Raw genomic sequence first — 23,835 nt, forward strand, 5'->3', positions numbered from 1 at the left:
GCGGTTCATTCCAGGGCCTCGCGTTCCTGATCCAGAATGTCCGCAAGGCGATCGTAGCGGCGGATCGTCCCGTCCGGATCGGCATCCGCGGAGTCGCGGGCCGATATCCATTGCCGCTGGATCGCCGTCAGCCGGCCGCTCGGCACACCCGTTCGTCGTGCGCGATCGAACGCCCGGCGCAACCGCCCGTCCGCGTTCAGCACGTCCTGATAGATGCACTGGTCGTCGAGGCTTCCCGGTTCGCACGCCCGGGACGGCACATCGCCGCTCTGCGCCTCCCCGTCCTCATTTGCCGCGTCTGAACGGTCGCGCCTGCGCTGCACGGCCGGGGCGGCGGGAAGCGGGGGCACGGCGGCGGCCACGTCCTGTGGAGCGGGGACGGACTGCGATACCCCGGTCTCCATTTCGCTACTGTCGGCCGGCATCGACGACTCGACCATATCCGCTTCGCCACCCGCTCCCGTATCCGTGGCGATCGTCGGCGCCGCGGCGACGCTACGGGCCACGGGAGCCGTCGGCGATCCGTCATTGCTGATATAGATCGACGCGAGCGCACCACCAGCGACGAGCACGAGCAACGGCGCGACGTACAAAAGTCCTTTGCCCGCAGGGCGGGGCGGCGGCGCGTTGTCGCTCCGGACTATGACGGGGTTCGCCGTCGCCTGGCTCGATCGACCGGCCAGCGGCGCGAATATCCGCTCCATGTCGGCGGCGACATCGGGGGTGCTGTCGGTTGGCATCTTCGGTCCTTCGGGATCCCTATCGCAGTCATCGACTGTATTTTCGATTAATCGCCCTCCGCATCGGCGACGCTATCCTATAGCATCGTATTGTGCCGACGCACCTGTCGCTGCGCGCGTCGTCCGGCATGGCGGGATGCCGTCTTCCCCGGTGGTTACCAATCTGCCCGGCAATTGGGTCGCATCCTAAAGTAGGGCAAAAATCAGCGTCCGCGACCGACTTATGGAAAGGTCTGGCGTCATATCATCCTGCTCTAGCCGCCCGCGAGCGGCGTCAGTCCAGCCAGCTTCGCCCGCCACGCGTCGGGCAACGGCACCGGCCGCCGGTCGGCGCGGGCCACATAGACATGCGTGAACGCCGCCTCCGCCAGTGGTTCGTCCTCGCCCGGCCGGAACGCGGCAAGCTCGTACACCACGCTGGACGTGCCGATCCGGCCCAGCGCCAGCCCGATCTCCACCGGCTCCGGATACGCCACCGACCGGGCGTATCGGCAGCGCGTATCGACCACCAGTCCGATCGGGTCGCCATGCTCGATGTCCAGCAACCCGGCGGCGATCAGCCAGGCGTTCACCGCCGTGTCGAACCAGTGATAATATATGGCGTTGTTGACATGGCCGTACGCATCGTTGTCGCTCCAGCGCGTCGTGATCGCCTGCCATGCGACGTAATGGCCGCGCGGGCGCATGGGTGTCCTGGTCATCGTCATCCTGGGCTATCACGTTCTAACGACTTGCGTCCGACCGTCCCCGGCCACGCTTTGATCTTGCCCCACGGTGTCGAACAGGAAAAGGATATCCCATGAAAATCGAAGCTGCGATCCTGCGCACCCGCGGTGCCCCCATGCCCTATGCAAACAGCATGCCGCTGCGGATCGAGACGATCGAACTCGATCCCCCGGGCAAGGGCGAAGTGCTGGTCCGCATCGCCGCGGCCGGCCTGTGTCATTCCGACCTGTCCGTCATCAATGGCGACCGGCCACGCCCGCTGCCGATGGCGCTTGGGCATGAAGCGGCCGGCGTGATCGAGGCGCTGGGCGAGGATGTCACCGATCTCGCGGTCGGCGATCACGTCGTCATGGTGTTCATGCCGAGCTGCGGCCACTGCCTGCCCTGCGCCGAAGGACGTCCTGCCTTGTGCGCACCGGGGGCGGTGGCGAACGGCGCGGGCACGTTGCTGGGCGACGGCGTGCGGCTGCACGATGCGGCGGGGACGGTGCATCATCACCTCGGCGTATCGGCCTTCGCGGCGCATGCCGTCGTCTCGCGCCGGTCGCTCGTCCGGGTCGACAAGGATCTGCCGCTGCACGAAGCCGCCTTGTTCGGATGCGCGGTGCTGACCGGCGTGGGCGCGGTGGTCAACACCGCCGACGTGAAGGCCGGGCAGACGGTCGCGGTGATCGGTCTGGGCGGCGTCGGCCTTGCATCCGTCCTTGGCGCGGTCGCGGCGGGCGCGGCGCAGGTCATCGCGGTCGACCTGTCCGACGATAAGCTTGCACTCGCCAGCGATATCGGTGCGACGGCCGTGGTCAAGGCGGGCGAGGATGCGGTCGCGACCGTGCGGGCGATGACCAATGGCGGATGCGACGTCGTGCTGGAAATGGCCGGATCGATCCGCGCGCTGGAAAGCGCGGTCGCGATGACGCGCCGGGGTGGCACCACCGTCACCGCCGGCCTGCCGCCGCCCGATGCTGCACTCGGCGTCAAAGTCGTCGCTCTGGTCGCGGAAGAACGGACGCTGAAGGGCAGCTATATCGGTACGTGCGTGCCGACGCGCGATATCCCGCGCTATGTCGCCCTGTACCGTGCGGGGCGTTTGCCGGTCGATCGGCTGGTCAGCGGTTATCTGAAGCTGGAGGATATCAACGCCGGGTTCGACGCGTTGCATGCCGGCCATGCGGTGCGCCAGATCGTCCGCTTCGACGACTGATCAGCCGATGCGGCCTTGGTCGAGGGCACGGACATGACGGCTGAAACCGCCCTTCTGGATCTTGGCGACCAAATGTTCGAAACGCGGCCAGGATATCACAGCGCGGGCGCCTGCGCCGTCCGCCTCAACTCCACGACCTCGAACTCATAGGACGTCCAGCCACGTTGTGCCGCCGCGTCCGCCGTCGCAGCCCGCTTCTTTCGCGCTTCGGCGAGCGTCTTGGTATGGCCCCAGAACACCTCCGTCCTGCCATTTTCCAGTATCGCAACGATCCGCCAATAGTGCGTGAAGTCGCTCGACGTGGGGCCGATCGTTTTCACATATCCGTCGGGCAACGTCGCGGTCAGGTAATGCTTCTTCGCCATCCGCCCTGATCGACGAACTGCGTCCGAAGCTCAAGCCGCGAGGCCGCCGTTCGCCGGGCGGATGCTATTACCACCTCTCCACGAACCGGCCGCCGTCGACGGCGGCCTGGGTTACGCCTTCATCCCCTGACCGCGGTCAGCGCGGACGATAGGTGATCGTCGCCTGCCCCTCCGCGCGGACGGGCATGAACAGGCCCTTGCCGGTCACCGCCAGCGTACCGTTCTCGACCTTCGTCACGTCGGCGGACAGCAGGAAGTCGCCCTCGCGCCGCTGTCCGATCGCCTTGCGGGCGGAGCGCAGCACCTTGTCGTAATCCGGCGCGAAATCGTGCGCGAGGCCCTGCGCGATGCTTTCGCGGATCGATACGTCCTTGAACAACGCGACCAGCAGGTTGGTGATCTGGCTGTCGGTATTGGTCGCCAGATCCAGGTCGCGCACCCGCACCAGTTGCGAATTCGGCACGTTATAGGGGATCGCGGTCAGCCAGACCTCGCCCTTGGTCGACAGCATCGAACTGCTCTTCGCCTTCGCCTCGGCCGCGATCCCGACCGCGAGGTGGCCGCCCGTCGTCGCATAGACCGTGACCTTGCCGAACTTTACATCGACCGGCCCGATCCCGGCGAGCGAAATGCCCTTCGCCGCGCGCTTCCTTAGCGCGCGTTCGACCACCGGTTCCAGCTGCGCATAATCCGCGAGCACGGGAATGAAGAAGTTCAGCCCGCGTTTCCCGATCGTCCGCGCCGGCGGGGGCAGGGGAGTCGCGACCGGATCGCTGGGCCGGTCGCCGACGAACGTCTCGGTCAACGCCTCGGCCGACAAGGTCAGTTCGATCCGGCGGCGCGCGATCCGGTAGCCGCCGAAACCCAATTGCTTCGGCGTGATGCGCATCCACGCCGGTGGCCGCTCGCGATTAAGCATGATCGACGTGAAACCCTGCGGCCACGCGCTGGCCAGCTTCTCGCGCAGCTTCAGTTTCGCCAGTTCGCGCGGCAAAGTGCGTTCCAGCCCGGCGATGACCGGTTTCAGGCGCGCATCCGCTTTCTGTACGAATTCGATCCTCTGGCCCAGGAACTCGATACCGGGCGGCGTGCGCCAGTCGTAATCGATCGAGACTTTCGCGGTCGGCGTCCAATTGCCCGCCACGGACAGCCGCGCGACGGCGCGAACCACGGCATCGCCCGTTGCGGTCTTCGACAGCACGCCGCCGACCTTCTGCGCCGCGATCGTCGCATGGACGGGGATCGTGATCGTCAACCGGTCCCCGCTGCCGCCCAGCACCAGCCTGCCGCGCGTGACCTGCCCGACCACGCGGCACCCGAGTTTCGGCACCAGCTTGACCTTCGCCAGCCCCAGATCGACGCGTTGCGCGGGAACGCAGGCATCGATCCGCTGGTCGATCTTCCACAATTGCCGCGGAAGCTCCGCCTCCAACGTGCGCTGAAGGTCGTCGAGCGATCCGGAAATCGGCACGACGATCGTAGATGTCTGCAAGGGGAAATCGGGTGCCGTATCCACCCTGATCGGCGCAGGAGAATCGACCGACCGATTGCAGCCGGCAAGTGCCAAAGCCGTAAGCATCAGTAATCCGGCTGAATGTCTCACGCACTTCGCTTTCGGCACGCATCGTCTCCGACCGATCAATCGCGTCACTATGCCATGTACCGGAAAAAGATGAACCCGCCGGTCCAGGGGGGAGACCGGCGGGTTCGAACTGGCGGGCCGCAGAGCGGGGGGCAAATACTGCGGCCTCGTTGTAATAAACCGTCCTTCGCGATGAAGGTTCCCGACATTCGGAATGATGTGCCGTCGAGACCGAATATCGACCGCCTAGCTTTGCCAACCACCGCCCAGCGCACGAAACACATCGACTTGCCGGTCGATCAGCAGCGCGTCCGATGCGGCAAGGTTCGCCTGCGCGGTCGTCAACGCCGCTTGCGCGGTCAGCAGCGACAGGAAATCGGTGCGCCCGAACCGGTAGAGACGCCCCGCCTGATCCGCTGCCTGCGCCGCACTCTGCTGTGCCCGGCGCAACGCCGCGTTACGGTCGCCTTCGCGCGCATAAGCCGCCAGCGCCGTCTCCGTCTGGCGCAGTGCCTCCAGCGTGGTCGAATCGAATTGCGCCAGCGCCGCATCCGCCGCCGCCCCGGCCTGCGCGATCTGCGCGCGCACGACCGGCCGGTTGGGGAAGCTCCAACTGATCAGCGGTCCGAGCCCGAAACTGAACGAACTCCCGGATCCCAGCGAGGAAAGCGGCCCGGTCAAACCCGCCGATCCGCCCAGGCTCACCTGCGGATACAGGTTCGCGGTCGCCACGCCGATCCGCGCCGTCGCCGCGGCAAGCGAGCGTTCGGCGGCGCGGATATCGGGCCGCCGCCGCAACAATGCCGCACCGTCGCCGATCGGCAGCGGGCGCTGCATCGCCGGCGGCCGGGCACAACTTTCGACGTCCCGTGGATAGTCGGCGGGCGGCCGTCCCATCAACGTCGCCAGCCGGTACAAGGCGGCGGTGCGCGTCGCGATCTGCGCCGGGATCAGCGCCTCGCTCTGGTCGACGGCGGTGCGCGCGCGCGTGACGTCGAACGCGGTGCCGCGACCGCCGCGTTGTAGGCGCTGCGTGACGTTCAACGTCTGGCGTTGCAGCGTCAGGATGCGGGTATTCGCGGCAAGCACCATGTTCGCGGTGCAGGCGGCGGCGTAACTGCGCGCGGTTTCCGCCGCCACCGTCACGCGGACGTCGTCCCGCGCGGCGGCGACCGCCTCGGCATCGCCCTGCGCCGCCTCGATCGCCCGCGCGATCCGTCCCGACAGGTCCAGCGGATAGGCAAGCGCGATTCCGATATCGTAGCCGACCTGGCCGGGCAGCGCCGTCCCCGTGCCCGATGGCCGCGACAGGCTGGCGCCGCCGCTAGCCGTCGTGGACAAGGTCCGCCCGGCGGCGACTTCCGCCACGACCGCATCCGCGCGGCGCAGATTGGCGTCCGCCACGCGCAGATCGGCATTGGCCGACAGCGCCTCCGCAACGAACCCGTCCAGCCGCGCATCGCCGTACAACTGCCACCAGCGATCGGGCAGCGGAATGTCGGCAAAGACTTTTTCGCGCCCGCTGACGAATGGCGCATTGGCCGACGGCCGATTGACCACCGCGCCCGGCGGCACGGAAAAATCAGGGCCCGCCGTCGTACATCCGGCGAGCAGCAAGGCGGCCAGTGCGACGATCCTCGTACGCATCACCGCTGCACCTGGGGCTGGATCGTCACCGTCGCGGTCCGCCCGACGATCAGCGCGACCCCCTTCGGCACCTGCGTCAGTTTGATGCGCACCGGAATGCGCTGCGCCAGCCGTACCCAGTTGAAGGTCGGATTGACGTTGGGCAACAGGTTGGACGTCGTGGTCCGCTCGCTGTCGTTGATCCCGGCGGAAATGCTGTCGACGCGCCCCGCCAGCGCGCGTGGCTCGCCCATCAGGTGAACCGTCACCGGCGCCCCGACATGAATTCCGCCAAGCTTCGTTTCCTCGAAATAGCCCTCCACCCGGATCGAATCCGCATCGACCAGCGCCATCGCCTGCGCGCCCGCCGCGATGAAGTCGCCGGGGTGAAGATCCAGGTTGGTGACGGTCCCGCGTACGGGCGACCGCACCGTCGTCCGCTCCAGGTTCAGCGCCGCCGTGCCCCGGCTGCTCACCGCCTGCGCGAGTGCCGCGCTCTCGGTCGCGACGCGCGCGACATTCTGTTCGTGCGTTTCCTTCGCGACCAGATCGCCCAGCACCAGATCGCGCTGCGATTCACGCCGCGCCTGCAACAATGTGGCACGCGCGCTGGCGATCGCGGCATCGGCCTGCGCCAGCGTCAACTGGTATCGCGGCTTGTCCACCACGAACAAAATGTCGCCGGGCTTCACCACCTGATTGTCGCGCACCAGCACCTGCGTGACGAGGCCGGGCACGTCGGGCGTGATGCGCACGACGTCCGCGCGGATATGGCCGTCGCGCGTCCACGGATCGACTTCATACCGTCGCCACAACCAGATCGCGACCAGTATGGCGAGCAGCACGATCACCGCAGTGGCGAGGTAGCGGGCAAGGGGTTTCAACGTGGCGGTCATGCGGCGGGTCCGGTGAGCCAGGACAGAAGTCCCAGGATGATGAAGAACAAGGCGAGGTCGACGAGCGGGCGATAGGCGATGAACCGGTACGCCCCGACGATGGAGAGCAGGCGCGTGACCAGCCCGGTCAGGATCACCGCAAGAATGGCGATAATCAGGATGCTCGGCAGGAACACGCCGCCGATCGCAATCTCGCCGGTCATGCCGCCGCTCCATAGGCCGGCGCGGTCGGGAACAGGTTGCGGCGGAGCGAGGTGAGCGCGAGCACGCCGGCGCGGCGGTGGTCCGCGCCGTCATCCTTCGCCACCTGCGTCAGCGCATGGTCCAGATCGCGGAGCAATTCGGGTTCGGGCGGGGCGGGCCGGTCGGGTCGGAGGCGACGATAATGCGTCCCCACGCCGTGCAGCACGGGCTGAATCGTCGCCGCGTCGTCGGCATATCCGTCGATCCGCAATTGCCGCAACTCGCCCACCGAAACACCCACGCGCAGGTCGGTCAGCGCATCCAGCAGCGGCCGGCCCGGATCCGCACCGCTCAGCGCCAGCCTCGGCGCGAGCAGCCCGATCCGGTCGAGCATCCGCGCGACCCAGCCGGGCGCATCGGGCGGGCCCGGCGCCACGCTGCGCTGCGCCAGTTCGCGCCACCCCGCACGGATCAGCCGGCGCGCGGCGGTGTCCGCGCCGATCGTCTGGAACAGGCTGACCGTGACCACCGCGAACAACGTGCCGATCAACTGCGCGACGGCCCCGTTGAGAAACGCGTCGAAACTCGCCGCGTAACTCGCGTTCAGCCCGACCGTGTTGAGGAATCCCAGCAACGCGCCCAGCGTGATCAGCATCGTCTTCGGATTGGCCAGGAACGTGCCGCCGATCAGCATCGCCGGCGCCAGCACCGCCGCCAGCGTGACGAAATCCGTCACGCCCGGCAGGATGGCGAAGGCATAGACCGCCGCCACGACGAGGCCCAGGATCGATCCGTAGAAGAACGTCCGGATCGCGGGGGGCCGGATCGTCGCTATTGCCGAACAAGGCGCAGCACACGCCCGCGATCAGCACCGCGCCACCGCCATCTGCCCAGCCGGTTCCGATCCAGAATGCGCAGCCGAGCAGGATCGTCGCCACCGTGCCCGCCGCCGCACGCAGCGCGATACCGCGGTCGCGGTGCAACGGCCGGCGCGCGCTCCGGGCGAGCAGGGCGGCCACGCTCGGCGTGACCGGCGCGGGGCCGGGCGCACGCATTTGATCGCGCAGATTGCGCACGTTGCGGTGCGCGGCGATCAGTTCGGCAAGTCGCGCGAGCAGGCTCAGGCGCAGCGCATCGCGCCACAGCAACGGCTCGGTTGCGGGCGGCTCCAGCGCCCGCGCGCGTGCGATCAACGCATCCGCCATCTCGTCGCGCACCGGATTGGGCGGCGGATCGCGCAGCCATTCGCGCACCTCCTCGATCAGCGCCAGCGCCTCGGGGCGGGGGGCGTCGGACCCGCGCAGCAATTCGCTCACCCGGTCGTCCACCGCGCTCGCCAGCGGCAGCAGCATCGACATTTCCGCCTGCAGCGCGCGCAACGTCCGCACGCGCGGCGCAAGGCGCGCGGTGTCGAACGGCAGGTGGATCGACAATTGGTGCAGCTCGTTGATATCGAGCGCGAGCCGTCGCCGGTCGGCATCCAGCGTCGCGCCCTTCTCCCCGCCCAGTGAATCCCGCGACCAGCGTTCGGCATCCTTCAGGATCGCGTCGATCCGCGCGAGCAACGTCGCGGTCACCGTCTGCGGAAAGACGAAACCGTGGATCAGGCTGCCGCACAGGATCCCGATCGTGATTTCCTGCACGCGCAGGATCGCGGTCGTGAACACCGCATCGGGTGCGGTCACCGCCGGGAACCCGATGATGCTCGCGGTATAGCCCGCCAGCAGGAAGACATAGGCGCGCGGCGTGCGGTCGAGCAGCGAGATGTACAGGCACACGCCCAGCCACAAAGCGAGGCCGAGCGCCAGCAGTTCCGGCGCGTTGACCAGGTTCGGCACCAGCACGACCGCCGCCGTCGCGCCCAATATCGTGCCGAGAACGCGGAACACCGCCTTGGACAGCACTGCCCCGGCCAGCGGCTGCGCCACGATGTACGATGTCGTCACGGCCCAGAACGGGCGCGTCAGCCCTATCCGCAGCGCGATATAATAAGCGAGGATCGCCGCGACGAAGCATTTCAGCGAGAAGATCGCCTCGCGCAGGCCGAACCGCGCGATCATGACTGGTCCCGCGCGGTTGCGAAGCGCGCCTCCACCGCCCGCGCGACCCGCAGCGCCGCGGTCAGGTCGTCGTCCGGAATGTCCGCCAGCGTTTCGGCGCGCAATCCGGCCAGCGTCGTCTCGATCCGCTCGACCAGCGCGCGCCCGCGATCCGTCAGCCCGATCCGGCTCACGCGGCCATCGGCGGGATCGCCGCGCCGGCTGACGAGTCCCGCCTCCGCCAGCAGATCCACGACGCGCACAAGCGACGCCGCCCGGACGTCCAGCTTCGCCGCCAGATCGCTTTGCCGCACCTCGCCGCCCAGCCGCCCGACCTCGATCAGCGCCCAGCCACCCGCGGCGGACAGGCCAAACCCGCTCAACGCGCGATCCGCCGCCGCCCGCCACATGCGCGCCAGCGGCAGCAAGGTCCGGGCATAAGCCGCTTCGACGGAAAGGCGATCGGATGTCATTAGGATGCTAAGTAGTTAGTCCCGGGCCGAGATCAACAGCCTAGGCGCTTATGGCATCCGCGCGTTGACCTGGATCGGTCGCGGGCGATCCGTTTCCGCGGCGATCGACCGCCGGTTAGGCGTGCCGGTCGCCCTCGATCGAGGCCAACTGCCGAACGTCCGCTCTTTCGCTCCGATCTCCATCGTCAAGCATCTCGCGCGCGACGGCGATGACCCGGTCCAGTCCTTCCTCGAGCCCGACCACCGGTTCCCAGCCGAGCAAGGCGCGCGCCATGCGGATATCCGGGCGACGAAGCTTGGGATCGTCCTGCGGCAGGGGGCGGCGGATCACGGGAGACGATGATCCCGTCCGCTCGATCACCAGCGCGGCAAGCTCGCTGATTGTAAACTCTATCGGATTGCCGATATTGACGGGGCCGATGCAGCTGTCATCCGCCTCCATCAGCCGGATCAACCCCTCGACCGTGTCGGTGACGTAGCAGAACGATCGCGTCTGGCTGCCGTCGCCATAGATCGTGATCGGCTCTCCCCGCAGCGCCTGATCGATGAAATTGGGGATGACGCGGCCATCGCCCGCCTGCATCCGCGTGCCGTAGGAATTGAACAGGCGCGCGACGCGAATGCCGACGCCATGTTCGCGGTGATAATCGAAGAACAATGTCTCCGCCGCGCGCTTCCCCTCGTCGTAACATGCGCGGATGCCGGTGCAGTTGACCGCGCCGACATACTCTTCGGGCTGGGGATGCACTTCCGGATCGCCATAGATTTCGCTCGTCGATGTCTGCAGCACGCGCGCGCCGGTTTTTCGAGCCAGCTCCAGCGCGTTGATCGCCCCGAACACGCTGGTCTTCATCGTCCCGATCGGGTCCGCCTGGTAATGCCGCGGCGATGCGGGGCAGGCGAGGTTGTAGATGCGATCGAACGCCATATCCGGAAACGGATCGCGCACGTCGCCCCGGACGAAGCGGAACCGCGCGAAACGTTTCAGATGTTCGATATTGTCTTCGGTACCCGTTTCCAGATTGTCGAGACACCAGATGTCGTGCCCGCGATCATGCAATTCCTCGCACAGGTGAGATCCCAGAAACCCGGCTCCCCCGGTGACCAATATGCGTTGACCCATATGACGCCTCCGAAAGACGTGATGCTCGCCCTGTTCGGCGAGCTTCAGCTTCTTTCACATACGATCATCTTCTTGGTCTTAGAATTTACATGGGTTTATCGATCGGGAAATCGACCGTTTGTTTAACATGGTATAGCGAGTGTAAGCACTCATCGGAAGAAAGTCTTGCGTGGCGCGACCGGCCGGCCAAGCGCGAAGCCGAAACTCCGCGCCTGTCCGTCCGCTCCCGCCGGTTTGATCGTTACCCCGCGATCATGCCGCGTCGACCAGGACCAGTTCCGCATCGGCGATCGCGGTAACGCGCAGGATCGCCTCGTCGCTGATCGCGGCCCCGTCGCGCGCGTCCAGCCGGACGCCGTTGACCTCGACCGATCCGCTCGCGGGCACCAGATAGGCGTGGCGATCGGCGCCCAGCGGATATTCCGCCGTCTCGCCCGCCTTCAACGTCGCACCCACGATGCGCGCGTCGGTGCGGATCGGCAGGGCGTCGTCATCCCCCTGTATCCCGCTGGCGAGCGTGACGAACTGGCCGGACCGCTCGTCCCGCGGGAACGGCTTGGCGCCCCAGGACGGTGCCTCGCCCCGCGTCTTCGGTTCGATCCAGATCTGGAAGATCTTCGTCGTGACGTCCTCGCGATTATATTCGGAATGCCGCACGCCCGATCCCGCGCTCATCACCTGCACGTCGCCCGCTTCGGTCCGGCCGACATTGCCCAGGCTGTCGGTATGCGTGATCGCGCCTTCGCGGACATAGGTGATGATCTCCATGTCGGCATGCGGATGTGGCGGAAATCCGGTACCGGCGGCGATCGTGTCGTCGTTCCACACCCGGATCGGGCCCCAGCTCATGCGCTTCGGGTCGTAATAATTGGCGAACGAAAAGTGGTGCTTGGCGTCCAGCCAACCGTGATTGGCGGCACCGAGTTCTGCGAAGGGGCGGCGTTCGATCATCGTCCAGATCCTTGTTCGTGTTGGGCCTCGCGGCTCCGATGATCAGGAGATGGGCGCTTGTCGGACTTGACGAAATAGAAACATTGGCATCACATCATTGCCGAAAATGACCAGACGACTTCCAGACTTCGAAGCCTGGGCGATTTTCGCCAAGGTCGCCGAACGCGGGTCCTTCTCGGATGCCGCGCGCGAATTGCGCATGTCCAACCCCACCGTGTCGAAAGCGATCGGCCGGCTCGAGGCGCAACTCGGCTTCGCCTTGCTGTCGCGCACGTCGCGGCGCCTGTCGCTGACCGAGGCCGGGCGGCAGTCGCTCGATCGCGCCGCGCGGCTGTTGAGCGAGGGCGAGGCGCTGGAGGACGAAGCCGCCGATCAATTGCGCGTCCCCCGCGGTCTCGTCCGGATCAGCGCGCCCCTGTCGTTCGGCACTGCCTATCTCGGCCCCGCGCTGCCGGAATTCCTGAAAACCTATCCCGAGATCACGCTCGACCTCGCGCTCAGCGACCGCCGCGTCGATCTCGTCGCGGAGGGGTTCGACTTCGCGCTCCGCATCGCCGCGCTGGAGGATTCGTCGCTCCTGTCGCGCACCTTGTGCTCCGTCCGGCTGATGCTCGTCGGCGCGCCGGCCTATTTCGATGCGAACGGTCGCCCGACTCACCCCGCCGAGCTTCGGCGGCACGTCGCGCTCGCTTATACCGGCAGCGCGCAAAAGGGCGTGTGGCGGTTCGGGCATCCGACGTTCGGCGAAGAAACCATCGAGCCGCCGGTCCGCGTCTGGGCCGATAATGCCGATCTGCTCAACCCGGTCCTGCTGGCGGGGCAGGGGCTTGCGCTGCAACCGGAATTCCTCGTCTGGCGCCAGATACGGGACGGATCGCTGGAGGTCGCGATGCCCGACTGGACCGCACGACCGCTCGCGCTTCACCTCGTCATGCCGCCCAGCCCGTTGCGCCCGCAACGCGTCCAGCTGCTGATCGATTACTTCGCCCGCGCGCTCGCCAATCCGCCCTGGGCGTGACGCATGGCCGGCCTACCCGGCACTCCCGTTCAGCACCGCCTGGACACGCAATCGCGGGAACACGTCCTCGATCGGTTTCGTATCGGGCAGGATGTAGACGATCCCGCCCTTGCGCTGGAACGACGGCCGCAGGATCTTGCCATAGAAAGCGACCGGCACGTTGATACAGCCGAACGTGATCCGGTTGTCGTCCGGCGTCGGGGACAGCATGCGCTCGCGCCGCCGCTCCTTCTTACTCACCGTCGTCGGGATCGTATGCAGCGCGACCGACGTCGCATAATCGACCCACAGGATCCGCTCCCGCCCGAACGCCAGCCCGAACTTCGCGACGAAGCGTCCGGCGGGCGTCGTCTTTTCGGACGGCCCGATCTCGGCAAGGTTCTTGCTGCCGACGCCGGGTGTCGCATCGTCGCCCGTCGCGATGCCGATCAGCACGGGCACCGCACCGGTCTGGACGCCCTTCGCATCGAACATCAGCAGCGACGCGTTGATCTTGTCGATGATCGCATAGGGCAGCGACCGGTTGTCGCCGGATTGCGCGACCCAGTCCGCGACGCGCATCGCCTCGGCCGATGGCACGATCTCGATCTCGGGTTGCACCGCCGGTTTGGGGGCAGTCTTCGGCTTGGTAGGGGGCTTCGCTTTCGTCGCCACGACGGCCGGGCGCTCGCTTCTGGCAATTCGGGCGGCAGGCGCGGCGGTCGCAGCGGTCGTGACCGCGGCGATGCCGGCCAGCGCGAGAAGAACGATAGTCATCTGGTCAGGCGTCCACATCGAAACGGCCGCCGCACGAGGCGACGGCCGTAGGAAATCTTACCGCATGATATGCCGGTAAGGCGTCGAAGATCAATTGCGCGGGCGCTTGCGACGCTGCTCCTGCGCGCTCAGCCGCTGGTCCACGCCATCGACGCGACCGGTAAGCTGGTCGATCCGCTGCGTGTTCTGCTGGATCTGCCCGGATGCGGCCTGCGCTTCGGCCAGCGCGGTTTTCGCCGTCGTGTCGGTCTGCTGCAAACGCTGCTCCAGCGTGTCGACGCGCTGGCTGACCGGGGCGATCTGTTCGCGAACATAGGATTTGGTGGCGCAACCGCTGAGGCCGACGGCTCCGACGAGCAGGACGGCCATCGGGGCGAATTTCGTAACTGGCAACACCATCGCGTTTCTTCCAACTGGTTAAGCAAATTCAACACCACAGCCAGCGTAACCGTTCCGAAACAATACGATTCTGTCGATCCGTGCCGCGCGTCAGGCAAACCGAGCGCCGCCATTCACCTCTTTTCGCGCTTTTTCACGCCGGGTGCGAAGGGGTCTTTGGGAATCGCCCGCGCCGGTTTCGCATCCTTCGTCACGCGCCGGGCGGCGGTGCGCTGGGCATCGACGCACTTTCGCAATTCCGCCACCGCGGCACCGCTCCCCGCCAGGTCCAGTTGCTCGACCGGAATGTCCCCGCGCGTTATCTGCAACGCACCCGATGTCGCGAGATGGGTAAGGAATTTGGGCTCGAACGCCGTCACGAACCCCTTCTTCCCGTTCGACGCCAGTCCGATCGAAATCTGGTTCGCATAGCCGCCCTTCGACAGGCGGAAATTCAGTTTCAGCCGCTCCTTCGGCTTGATCGACCAATTGTCGTTCAGCACCGACAGATGGTTGCTGCCGCTCACGTCCAGCCCCATCAACAGCGTCGTATCGCCGACGCCGTCATATTGCCGCGTCAGGAAACAGCCGCGCCCGTCCTCGCTTTCCGCCAAGGTCCACGATCCGATGTTCCGGACCGGATATAATTGCGCCGCCGCCGGCAGGGCCGGGAACGCAACGGCGGCAACCACAGCAAGCACCGGAAAGCGTCTTTTCGTCATGATCCTGCGCACCGGTTACCTCTTCGATCGGCCGGATCGGCCGCCAGGCGCGGGATGCTAAAGCGAGCCGATCCGGATGGCCATATCCGGTTTATTGATATCCGCCTTCTTTGCGCTCCTCGGCGGCTTCCTCCTGCACTTCCTCCATCTCGCTCGCCTGCTCCGCGTCCGTGTCCGTATCGGGGCTCTTGATGTCGTCCTGTTCGGGATCGTTCGTCATGATCATCGTCTCCTTCGACAGGCCCAACGATCGACGCGACAGAGGGATGCCTGAGTCATTGTGTTGGTGTCGACGCTCACCAGAAGCGTCCCGATCGGGAGGATTGTCATGAAGCGCTTCGCCTTGTTCCTGTTGGCCCCCTTTGCAGGTTTCGCGCCTGCCACGGCGCAGACCCCGCCACCCGTCCAGCCCGCTCCGGCCACGCCGACCGATTATGCATCCGCCGCCACCTGGCTGTGCCGGCCGGGCGCGCAGGATGCGTGCAGCAATGCGGACCTGTCATGGGCAAGGATCAGGACCGCATGATCTACGCCATGTCACGGCTCCACCTCGCCGCAATGCGCGGGCTCGCGATCGAGCGCCTGTTCGAGGCCGACAATGAAGCGATCGACGAAGCGTTCGATCTGCTCAGCTGGTACAAGGACCGGTTCGTCACCCGCCTGACCGAATCCTGACGCCACCACGGCCCTGATCTTTCGCCCCACGCCCGATGCCGCGCCGGGCGCGCCGGTGTGCCGCTGCGACACGTCCCCAAAATAATACTAACTCGTAAGAGAATGAATCTTGATCTCCGCCTTTTTCCGGCGCAATAGGAACGCCTGTAGCGGCAGAGATCGCACGGCGCAGGTAGGAGAAGGTGATGAAAGTGCAGGGGATATTTTTGGGCGCGTCGGTTCTGGCGCTGACCTTCGGTTCGATCGCGGCGCAGGCGCAGACCGCGCCATCGGTGCCCGCCGACCAGTCCGAACAGACCGCATCGCAGGACGGCGAAGTCATCGTCACCGCCCGCCGGCGCAGCGAGAACCTGTCCACCACGCCCGTCGCTGCGACCGTGCTGAGCGGTGCCGATCTCGCCAACAAGGGCGTCGCCAATGTCGACGCGCTCCAGTTCGCGGCGCCCAGCATCGTCGTCAACAATTTCGGTCAGGGGATCGATTTCAACGTCCGCGGCATCGGCAAGGGCGAACACAATACCCAGACCGCGACCGGCGTCATCACCTACCGCGACGGCGCGCCGACCTTCCCCGGCTATTTCCAGCAGGAACCCTATTACGACGTCGCCAATGTTCAGATCCTGCGCGGCCCGCAAGGCACGACCGTCGGCCAGAACGCGACGGGCGGCGCGGTGTTCGTCAACAGCAACGATCCGATCATCAATGGCGGCCTGCACGGCTATGTGAATGCGAACGTCGGCAATTATTCGGAGGTCGGCGCACAGGGCGCGATCAACCTGCCGATCAGCGATACGTTCGCCGCGCGCGTCGCGCTCTACGGAACGCGCCGCAACGGCTTCTACGATATCAGCGGTCCGGGCGGCACGCGCTACACCGGCAACAATGGCGATCAGCGCCACATCGCCGGCCGCATCAGCTTGTTGTGGAAGCCGACCGCGCAATTGACGATCTCGTCCAAGACCGATCTCGATTATCTCGACATGGGCGCCTATGTCGCGACGCCGTTCCAGAATTACCGGCCCGTCGGCGTCGCGCCCGTCACGCAATATAGCGACCTGTTCGACGTCTCGCTGAACTCGCCGCAGGAAGCGCGCGACAAGTTCTACCGCACGATCCTGCGCGTGAACTATCAGTTCGACAGCGGCATCCAGCTTCGCTCGATCACCGGCTATTCGCGCGGCAACACCAAGTACCGCGCCGATCTCGACGGCACGGCGCGCATCGCGACCGCCACCGGCGTCACGCCCGTCGTGCTGCCGACCGCGGACCGTACCTTCTTCGACAATGTCAACGAACGGCAATTGTCGCAGGAGCTGACCTTGCTATCGCCCGACAATGCCAGGCTCAGCTACCAGCTCGGCGTGTTCGGCGTGTGGAACAAGTATAATTTCCTGCCGCCGTTCCAGTTCGTCAGCGACAACTCCTCTCTCCCTGGTCCGGGAAGCGAATATCGGCTGCAAGGCACCAACCCCAACCGCTCGCTCGCCGTGTTCGGCCAGCTCGGCTTCGCGCTGACCCCGAAGCTGAAGGTCGAGGTCGGCGGCCGCTACACCGCCAGCCGCAGCGAGAACGATATCCAGATCCTGCAATTCAACACCCCGCTCACCGCGATCCAGAAGACGACGTCGGACAATTTCTCCTACAAGGCGTCGGTCGGCTGGGAAGCGAACGGCAACAACTATCTCTACGGCTTCGTCGCGACCGGCTTCAAACCCGGTGGCCTGAACCCGCCGGTCGGCCTGGCCGCACCCGATTTCTTCAAGGAGGAGACGGTCACTTCCTACGAGGCCGGCTGGAAATCGAACTTCGCGGACCGCAAGATCCGCACGACGATCAGCGGCTTCTATAACGCGTACAAGGACTTCCAGGTCATCATCGCCAACCCGTCGCTGCCGGTGTTCGGGGCGCAGATCAACGTCCCCGATACGACGAAGATCTACGGCTTCGAAGCCGAGGCCGAGGCGAAGTTCGGCGGGTTCGCCTTCAACGTCGGCATGAACGTCCTGCACAGCGAGATCGGCAGCTTCTTCGCGCTCGATCCGCGCGGCATGCTCAGCTTCACGCCCTGCAACCCCAATACCGGCCCCGCCAACACGCTGTGCCGCAACCTGAAGGGCAACGATCAGACCTACGCGCCGAACTTCACCTTCAACGTCGGCGCGTCGTACGAGATCGCACTGGGCGACGGCATGACGCTGACGCCGCGCGCCAATTACGGCCATGTCGGCAAGCAATGGGCGACCTTGTTCCAGACCCGCGCGCTCGGCGACCGGCTGGAGGCACGCGACATCCTCAACGCGCAGGTCGCCTTCACCAAGGGCAGCCTGACGGTCACCGGCTATGCCACCAACCTGACCAACCAGCATTATCCGGCGGCGCTCAACAGCGGGCTCTATTTCGCCGGCGCGCCACGGCAATACGGCCTGAAGGTGCTGAAGGTGTTCTGATCCAAGACCGGCCCCCGCCCGTCGTCCGGCGCACCGTCCGGCGCGTGGGGGCCGATCCTCTTCCTCCGGCAATCTGGGCATCATGCAGACCTACCCGCTGACCATCGACAAGTTTCTCGACCATGCGGCGAAGTGGTTCGGCACCACCGAAGTGGTCGGCGCCGCGGGCCCCGCCACGACGCGCTACGGCTATCGCGACCTGCGCCATCGCGCCAACCGCCTGTCCGGCGCGTTCGCCGCTTTGGGCCTGAACGCGGGCGACCGGATCGCCACGCTGGCCTGGAACACGCCGCATCATCTGGAAGTCTATTACGGCGCGATGGGGATGGGGCTGGTCTGCCACACGCTCAATCCCCGCCTGACCGCTCAGCAACTCGCGGCGATGATCGACGAGGCGGACGATCGCCTGCTCGCGGTCTCGGCCGACCTGATGCCGCTCGCGCAGCAACTCGTCGCCGCCTGCCCCGGCATCCGCCACGTCGTCTGCCTAGACGATGCCGCGCCAGAGGGCGGGGCCGCGCCAGAGGGCGGGGCCGCGCCAGAGGGCGGGGCCGTGCCAAAGGGCGGGGCCGTGCCAGAAAGCGGGGCGGGAAGGGCCGACACACCGGTCATGACGCTCGACCGTCTGCTGGACGATCGCGGCGCCGCGCACGCCTGGGGCGATTTCCCCGAGGAAACCCCCGCCGGGCTTTGCTACACGTCCGGCACGACCGGCCGGCCGAAGGGCGTGCTCTACACGCACCGGTCGAACTATCTCCACACGCTCCGCGCGCTGCAGGCCGACGCCATCGCGCTGACCGCCGCGGACGTTCTTCTGCTCGCCGTGCCGATGTTCCACGCCAATGGCTGGGGCCTCCCGTTCGCGGCTCCTGCGGCGGGCACGAAGATCGTCCTGCCCGGCCGGCATCTGGACGGCGCAAGCCTCGCCCGGCTGATGCGCGACGAATCCGTCACCGTCGGGGTCGGCGTGCAGACCGTCTGGCTCGGTCTGGTCGATCACCTCGATCGCACGGGCGAGACGCTGCCCGCGCTGCAACGCGTGCTCGTCGGCGGGTCGAGCTGCCCCGAGGCACTCGTCCGCCACCTCGAAACGAAGCTCGGCGCGCGCGTCCAGACCAGCTGGGGCATGACCGAACTCTCGCCCGTCGGCACGATCGCACCCGCCGGCCGCGATCCGGAAACGCCGGGCACGGCGGGCCGCCCGCCGATCGGGCTGGACCTCAAACTCACCGATGCGGACGGCGTGACGCTTTTCGAACAGCGCGACACGCTCGGCCATCTCAAGGTGCGCGGCGCCAGCGTGGTCGATCGCTATTTCCTGGCGGACGAAGATGCGCTGGACGTGGAGGGCTATTTCGACACCGGCGATCTCGCGACGATCGACGCCGCCGGCAACCTGACGATACGTGGCCGCGCGAAGGATCTGATCAAGTCGGGCGGCGAATGGATCAACCCGGCCGAGATCGAAACGATCATCGGCGCGCACCCCTCCGTCCGTCACGTCGCCGTCATCGCGCGATCGGATGCGAAATGGGGCGAACGTCCCGTCCTGATCGTCGAACAGGCAACCGGAGACGACCCGCGCGCCCTGCTCGATCTGCTCCGCGGCAAGGTCGCCGACTGGTGGATCCCCGATCAGGTCGCCACCGTCGCCACCATGCCACTCGCCGCCACCGGCAAGATCGACAAGGTCCGCCTCCGCGCCGACTACGCCCAAGGCACGATCGAACGCGCCGCCTGAGAGGGGAACGGGCGGGACCGGGCAAGCGAACAGACATGCCACGTCACCACCCCACACCGTTCGTTTCGAGCGAAGTCGAGAAACAGGCCCCGCGGACCCCCGCAAAGGTTTCTCGACTACGCTCGAAACGAACGGATTGCAGCGGCTTGGAGTAGAGTGAGGGGAGGCGGAGCCACAACCCAACCCCGTCATCCCCGCGCAGGCGGGGATCCATAATCACGGCATTTTGATGAAAGCCTGATAGCTCGCCCAATATGGCTCCCCGCCTGCACGTCGATGACGACCTCGCGGCACAGGCGACCGGCTATGTCTCCCGCGCAGCGCCGGATACCACGCCGCCTAAAGCCCCCCTAAAGCCCCCCGCACGCCGCCACCGCCGCCGGCATCTTCGGCGCCGCCAGCCCGACATTCCAGTTCCACGCAATCTTGCCCGTCGCCCGGCGGCGGCACATCACCTGTTCGTTCAGGTCGTACATGCCGGGAAACAGGTCGCGCTTCGCCTCGGGCTTGTCCGCAAAGTGCAGGTACGCCCGCGTCGTGCCGTAAGCGGGCCAGGCGGTGGCCGCCTGCGCGACCGGTTTGCCGTCGCGCGCGAAGCTCGTCCAGTAATCGATCATCGCATCGGACATGGCACGCTCCTCCTGCGTGTCGGGCACCTTTGGCCAGTTGGGCGGGGTGCCGCCGAACGTCCCGAAGACGTACGGTAGTTCGCTCGCGTGAAAGGCGTGCAGCCCCGCGGTATCCATCGCGGGATATCCCTGATCGAACATATACAGATAGGATGGCTGGCCGATCCCCGTCTGCTTGCGCACCAGCCGCTCGCTGGTCCATCCGTACAGCGCGTCGCGCGTCGTCGCGATGATGCTCTGGCGATAGTCCGCTGCGGGATAGAGGCGTAGGAACGCGTCCGACAGATCGCCATACCGGCCGCGAATCTCCTTCTCATACGCCTCCGCGGAGGCGGGCGGCTTGGGCGCGAGCATGCCGAGCGACCGGATCTCGCCCTGGTTGAACCCGGCCAGCACCGGCACCGGCGCCTGCTTGCCGCCATCGAACGCATCGACCATCTGCTGCGGCAGGAACACCCCGTCCACCGTGCCCCACGGGCCGAAGCCCATCTTGGCGGCACTGTCGGTCAACGTCTGCGCATCCATCCCGCGCAACGACTGGATGCCCGTGGCCTGCATCCCGGCGCTCAGCATCTGGCCCATCGCCTCGCCGGACGGTGCGCCGAATGCCGATTTCTTCAGGTCAGGCATCGCGATCATGTACGCGCTCTGTGCGATCGCACGCGTATACAGGCCGCGCGCCGCGGGCGACGTCATCAGATACATCACGCTCAGCCCGCCGGCGGATTCCCCCGCGATCGTCACGTTGCGGGGGTCACCCCCGAAAGCGCCGATATTGCCGCGAACCCAGTGCAATGCGGCGATCTGGTCCTGCAGCCCGTAATTGCCTGACACGCTTTTGTCGTTCTCGCGGCTCAACTCCGGATGCGCCAGCCAGCCGAGCACCCCCAGCCGATAGTTGATCGATACGACGATCACGCCGCGCTCCGCCATCCTGCGCCCGTCATACATCGGCTCGCGGCTCGATCCCGTCACCAGCGCGCCGCCGTGGATCCATACCAGCACCGGCGCGCCCTTGGCGTTCGCCGGGGTCCATACGTTCAGCGTCAGGCAGTCCTCGCTGACCGGCATCGGATCGTTCGAATAGACCAGTGTCGACTTGCCCTGCGGCTGGACGCAGGCCGGGCCGAACGCCGTCGCCTCGCGCACGCCGCTCCAGCGCGGCAGCGGCATCGGCGCGCGCCACCGCAGGCCGCGCACCGGCGGCGCGGCATAGGGGATGCCCTTGAACACCCGGATCGCCGCATCGGTCGTGCCGCGCACCTGTCCGGCGGGGGCGTCGATCAGCGGGGCGGGGGTCTGCGCCAGTGCCGATCCCGCTGCAGACAGCGCCAGCACCGCCGCTCCACGATACGCGATCATAGGGAATTCTCCTGCTTCTTGATGACGTTCGCCAGGATCATGAAAAGGATGATCGCAACGACGTAGAATGGCGTCAGCGTGTACAAAGCGATCTGCAAGGCATGCGGAACGCCGCGCATCTGGAACCAGTCGCTCGCCGCACCGACCCAGGTCGGCCCCAGTCCCAGCCCGATGAAGTTCATCACCAGCAGCAGCAACGCCCCCGCCAGCACGCGCTGGTTCGGCCGGACTTCTTCCTGCACCAGCGCCACCGATGCGGAGAGATAGAAGTAATTGAAGAACATGACGATCGTCAGCAATATCAGCGCCAACGGCCATGACGGCGCCCATACGAACCCCAGGTAGAATGGCATAGCGACCGCCAGCGACGCCGCGGGCGCCACCGCATAGACCCGCCTGGACCGCCGCGACAGCCTGTCGATCACCTTGCCCGAGAAGATCATACCGCCGCTCATTCCGATCGCGATGACCAGCGCGTAGAAGATCGCGATCTGTTCCAGCGTCATGCCCTTTTCCCGGATCAGGAACAGGACCGCGAAATTGCCCAGGCCGTACGTCACGAACTGCGTCGCGCCGCTCGCGAAGGCCGCCAGCGTCAGCACGGGATTGGCGAAGAATGCGCGCACCGTCGCCCAGAACGGCGCCTTGTCGCCATGTTCGGTCGCGGTTCGGCCCACCGGATCGGTCGCGCCTATCACCGGTTCCGGGATCAGCAGCGGCAGCGCGATCGCGGTGACGATCCCGACCAGTCCGATCGCGATGAACGCCTGCCGCCAGTCGAACATGACGGCGATCGACGCACCCAGCGCGATGCCCAGCGCGGCACCGATCGGCGGACCCAGGTTGAAGATCCCGAACGCGATACCGCGGCGTTCCGGGGGAAGGTATCGCTGATGATCGCATAGGAGGGCGGGACACCACCCGCCTCGCCGAACCCGACCACCATCCGCGCGGCGACCAGTTGCGGATACGTGCCCGCAAGCCCGCAGCAGATCGTCGCCCCGCTCCAGATCGCGCAGGCCAGCGTCAGCACCCCGACGCGGTGCGTGCGGTCCGCCAGCCAGCCGACCGGGATCGCGATGAAGCAATAGAACATCGCGAAATACAGCCCGCCGATCAGCCCAAGCTGCCCGTCGCTGATCTGCAGCGAATCCTGGATCGGCTTGGCGAGGATGCCGAGCAACTGCCGGTCGAGGAAATTGAGGACGTAGACGAACGTCAGCACCGTCAGAACGACGCCGGGCCGTTGTGTCCGACGCGCCGGGACTCGCTGTTGCACTGTCGCCATGATCCTCTCCCCGCCTTTTCGGCTTGTGATGCGACAGTGACAGCCAAGCCCCCATCCTGTCAACGCTCGCTCTCTCGCGTGTGAACATCATTCGATCACGTGGTTCCGGTTGACGCTGATCCGAAGATGCTGGCAGGACCGCCCTCGTGACGCAGACCGCCAAACCCGTTCCGAAGACCCGAAAGGCCGAGCAGCGCGCGGAGACGATCGAGCATATCTACGACGCCGCCGAAGACCTGTTCTCGAAGCACGGGCTGCACGGCGTGACGTTGAAGGACGTCGCCAGGCAGGTCGGGGTCCACCACACGCTGCTCAACTATTATTTTGCCGACAAGAAGGCGTTGTTCGACGCGGTGTTCGCCCGCCGCGCGGTGGTGACCAGCGAACGGCGGCTGCGCGCGCTGGACGATTACGAGGCGAGCGCCGGCGACACACCGACCGTCGAGGGCGCCTTGCACGCCTTCCTCGACACCGATCTCGCCACCTATATCGAGGGCGGCGAGGGCTGGCGCAATTATGCCAAGCTGGGCGCGCAGGTCGCCAACACTCCCGAATGGGGCGCGAGCCTGATGGACGATCATTTCGACCCGGTCGTGCTGCGGTTGATCGGGATCCTGCGCAAGGCGATGCCCGACGCGGCGGAGGAGGATATCTTCTGGGGCTATCACTTCGTCACCGGCGCGCTGATGCTGACGCTCGCGCGAACCGGGCGGATCGACAAGCTGTCGGGCGGGCTGTGCAAGTCGGACGATTTCGAAGCCGTACGCGAACGCATGGCGACCTTCATGGCCGGCGGCTTCCGCGCCGTCCTCGCGCAGAAGGCCGCTCTCCCCGCCGCATAGTCCCATGACGATCGGCCCCGTGACGACGAAGCTTTCCGCAAGTCAGGCACTTACCCGCCTTCGCTTCGTTGA

At 66.5% G+C, this 23,835-nt stretch carries 23 protein-coding genes and 2 pseudogenes; 7 read left to right on the forward strand and 18 right to left on the reverse strand.

Translation table 11 applies throughout. The features are described 5' to 3' along the window. Window positions 1-5 precede the first annotated feature (5 nt). On the reverse strand, window positions 6-740 hold the full coding sequence (locus H5J25_RS02885; RefSeq protein WP_202094579.1) for a hypothetical protein: 735 nt from the start codon (window positions 738-740) through the stop codon (window positions 6-8). Between the two features lie 254 nt (window positions 741-994). Beyond that, a complete protein-coding gene (locus H5J25_RS02890) occupies window positions 995-1,441 on the reverse strand; it encodes an acyl-CoA thioesterase (protein ID WP_202094580.1) in 447 nt (148 codons plus the stop codon). Window positions 1,442-1,539: 98 nt separating this feature from the next. On the opposite strand from H5J25_RS02890, the gene H5J25_RS02895 reads away from it, so the two are divergent. Beyond that, window positions 1,540-2,667: a zinc-dependent alcohol dehydrogenase family protein gene (locus H5J25_RS02895; RefSeq protein WP_202094581.1), complete on the forward strand. Its 1,128-nt coding sequence runs from the start codon at window positions 1,540-1,542 to the stop codon at window positions 2,665-2,667. A 95-nt stretch (window positions 2,668-2,762) separates the two neighbouring features. Here H5J25_RS02895 and H5J25_RS02900 read toward each other — a convergent pair whose 3' ends face one another. The 10 genes and pseudogenes from H5J25_RS02900 to H5J25_RS02940 form a co-directional block, all read right to left on the reverse strand. After that, window positions 2,763-3,032, reverse strand: a complete 270-nt coding sequence (locus tag H5J25_RS02900; RefSeq protein ID WP_202094582.1) for a hypothetical protein — start codon at window positions 3,030-3,032, stop codon at window positions 2,763-2,765. 136 nt (window positions 3,033-3,168) lie between these two features. Further along, window positions 3,169-4,611: a DUF4403 family protein gene (locus H5J25_RS02905; RefSeq protein ID WP_202094584.1), complete on the reverse strand. Its 1,443-nt coding sequence runs from the start codon at window positions 4,609-4,611 to the stop codon at window positions 3,169-3,171. A 249-nt stretch (window positions 4,612-4,860) separates the two neighbouring features. After that, window positions 4,861-6,261, reverse strand: coding sequence for an efflux transporter outer membrane subunit (locus H5J25_RS02910; protein WP_202094586.1), 1,401 nt, complete (start codon window positions 6,259-6,261; stop codon window positions 4,861-4,863). Further along, window positions 6,261-7,136: an efflux RND transporter periplasmic adaptor subunit gene (locus tag H5J25_RS02915; protein WP_202094588.1), complete on the reverse strand. Its 876-nt coding sequence runs from the start codon at window positions 7,134-7,136 to the stop codon at window positions 6,261-6,263. The genes H5J25_RS02910 and H5J25_RS02915 overlap by 1 nt, the downstream gene beginning before the upstream one ends. Continuing rightward, complete coding sequence (locus H5J25_RS02920) at window positions 7,133-7,339, reverse strand: DUF1656 domain-containing protein (protein WP_202094590.1); 207 nt, start codon at window positions 7,337-7,339, stop codon at window positions 7,133-7,135. The genes H5J25_RS02915 and H5J25_RS02920 overlap by 4 nt, the downstream gene beginning before the upstream one ends. Next, window positions 7,336-8,091, reverse strand: coding sequence for an FUSC family protein (locus H5J25_RS21285; RefSeq protein ID WP_318781364.1), 756 nt, complete (start codon window positions 8,089-8,091; stop codon window positions 7,336-7,338). The genes H5J25_RS02920 and H5J25_RS21285 overlap by 4 nt, the downstream gene beginning before the upstream one ends. 103 nt (window positions 8,092-8,194) lie before the next feature. Continuing rightward, window positions 8,195-9,379: pseudogene (locus tag H5J25_RS21290) on the reverse strand (FUSC family protein); the annotation flags it as partial. Further along, window positions 9,376-9,831, reverse strand: coding sequence for a MarR family winged helix-turn-helix transcriptional regulator (locus tag H5J25_RS02930; protein ID WP_202094592.1), 456 nt, complete (start codon window positions 9,829-9,831; stop codon window positions 9,376-9,378). The pseudogene H5J25_RS21290 and the gene H5J25_RS02930, both read right to left, overlap by 4 nt. Window positions 9,832-9,946: 115 nt before the next feature. After that, window positions 9,947-10,954, reverse strand: coding sequence for a UDP-glucuronic acid decarboxylase family protein (locus H5J25_RS02935; RefSeq protein ID WP_202094593.1), 1,008 nt, complete (start codon window positions 10,952-10,954; stop codon window positions 9,947-9,949). Window positions 10,955-11,206: 252 nt separating this feature from the next. Then, window positions 11,207-11,905: a pirin family protein gene (locus tag H5J25_RS02940; RefSeq protein WP_202094594.1), complete on the reverse strand. Its 699-nt coding sequence runs from the start codon at window positions 11,903-11,905 to the stop codon at window positions 11,207-11,209. 106 nt (window positions 11,906-12,011) lie between these two features. Between H5J25_RS02940 and H5J25_RS02945 the strand changes: the two genes are divergently transcribed. Beyond that, window positions 12,012-12,923, forward strand: coding sequence for a LysR family transcriptional regulator (locus H5J25_RS02945; RefSeq protein ID WP_202094595.1), 912 nt, complete (start codon window positions 12,012-12,014; stop codon window positions 12,921-12,923). 12 nt (window positions 12,924-12,935) lie between these two features. Here the strand turns inward: H5J25_RS02945 and H5J25_RS02950 are convergent, their stop codons facing one another. From H5J25_RS02950 to H5J25_RS21085, 4 genes are all read right to left on the reverse strand, one after another. Continuing rightward, window positions 12,936-13,679, reverse strand: a complete 744-nt coding sequence (locus tag H5J25_RS02950) for a hypothetical protein (RefSeq protein ID WP_202094596.1) — start codon at window positions 13,677-13,679, stop codon at window positions 12,936-12,938. 90 nt (window positions 13,680-13,769) lie between these two features. Further along, a complete protein-coding gene (locus H5J25_RS02955; RefSeq protein ID WP_225883319.1) occupies window positions 13,770-14,048 on the reverse strand; it encodes a hypothetical protein in 279 nt (92 codons plus the stop codon). A gap of 143 nt (window positions 14,049-14,191) precedes the next feature. Continuing rightward, complete coding sequence (locus H5J25_RS02960) at window positions 14,192-14,779, reverse strand: hypothetical protein (protein ID WP_202094599.1); 588 nt, start codon at window positions 14,777-14,779, stop codon at window positions 14,192-14,194. Between the two features lie 91 nt (window positions 14,780-14,870). Further along, window positions 14,871-14,999 carry a hypothetical protein gene (locus H5J25_RS21085; RefSeq protein ID WP_263973955.1) on the reverse strand — a complete coding sequence of 43 codons (129 nt, stop codon included), beginning with the start codon at window positions 14,997-14,999 and terminating at the stop codon, window positions 14,871-14,873. 108 nt (window positions 15,000-15,107) lie between these two features. Between H5J25_RS21085 and H5J25_RS02965 the strand changes: the two genes are divergently transcribed. The 4 genes from H5J25_RS02965 to H5J25_RS02980 all read left to right on the forward strand — a co-directional run bounded on the left by H5J25_RS02965 (window position 15,108) and on the right by H5J25_RS02980 (window position 19,642). Beyond that, window positions 15,108-15,305 (forward strand): hypothetical protein, encoded by a 198-nt coding sequence (locus H5J25_RS02965; protein WP_202094600.1) that lies wholly within the window; start codon window positions 15,108-15,110, stop codon window positions 15,303-15,305. Then, complete coding sequence (locus tag H5J25_RS02970) at window positions 15,302-15,454, forward strand: hypothetical protein (RefSeq protein ID WP_202094601.1); 153 nt, start codon at window positions 15,302-15,304, stop codon at window positions 15,452-15,454. The genes H5J25_RS02965 and H5J25_RS02970 overlap by 4 nt, the downstream gene beginning before the upstream one ends. A 185-nt stretch (window positions 15,455-15,639) precedes the next feature. Beyond that, a complete protein-coding gene (locus H5J25_RS02975) occupies window positions 15,640-17,901 on the forward strand; it encodes a TonB-dependent receptor (protein WP_202094608.1) in 2,262 nt (753 codons plus the stop codon). 82 nt (window positions 17,902-17,983) lie between these two features. Continuing rightward, window positions 17,984-19,642, forward strand: a complete 1,659-nt coding sequence (locus H5J25_RS02980) for an AMP-binding protein (RefSeq protein ID WP_202094610.1) — start codon at window positions 17,984-17,986, stop codon at window positions 19,640-19,642. Between the two features lie 350 nt (window positions 19,643-19,992). Here H5J25_RS02980 and H5J25_RS02985 read toward each other — a convergent pair whose 3' ends face one another. Both H5J25_RS02985 and H5J25_RS02990 read right to left on the reverse strand, forming a co-directional pair. Continuing rightward, on the reverse strand, window positions 19,993-21,633 hold the full coding sequence (locus H5J25_RS02985; protein WP_202094611.1) for a carboxylesterase/lipase family protein: 1,641 nt from the start codon (window positions 21,631-21,633) through the stop codon (window positions 19,993-19,995). After that, window positions 21,630-22,921, reverse strand: a pseudogene (locus H5J25_RS02990) (spinster family MFS transporter). Before H5J25_RS02990 ends, H5J25_RS02985 begins: the two are co-directional and overlap by 4 nt. Window positions 22,922-23,067: 146 nt before the next feature. Here H5J25_RS02990 and H5J25_RS02995 point away from each other — a divergent pair. Then, on the forward strand, window positions 23,068-23,763 hold the full coding sequence (locus H5J25_RS02995; protein WP_225883320.1) for a TetR/AcrR family transcriptional regulator: 696 nt from the start codon (window positions 23,068-23,070) through the stop codon (window positions 23,761-23,763). The last annotated feature ends 72 nt before the right edge of the window (window positions 23,764-23,835 follow it).

The sequence above is a fragment of the Sphingomonas aliaeris genome (assembly GCF_016743815.1).
Taxonomy (GTDB): Bacteria; Pseudomonadota; Alphaproteobacteria; order Sphingomonadales; family Sphingomonadaceae; genus Sphingomonas; species Sphingomonas aliaeris.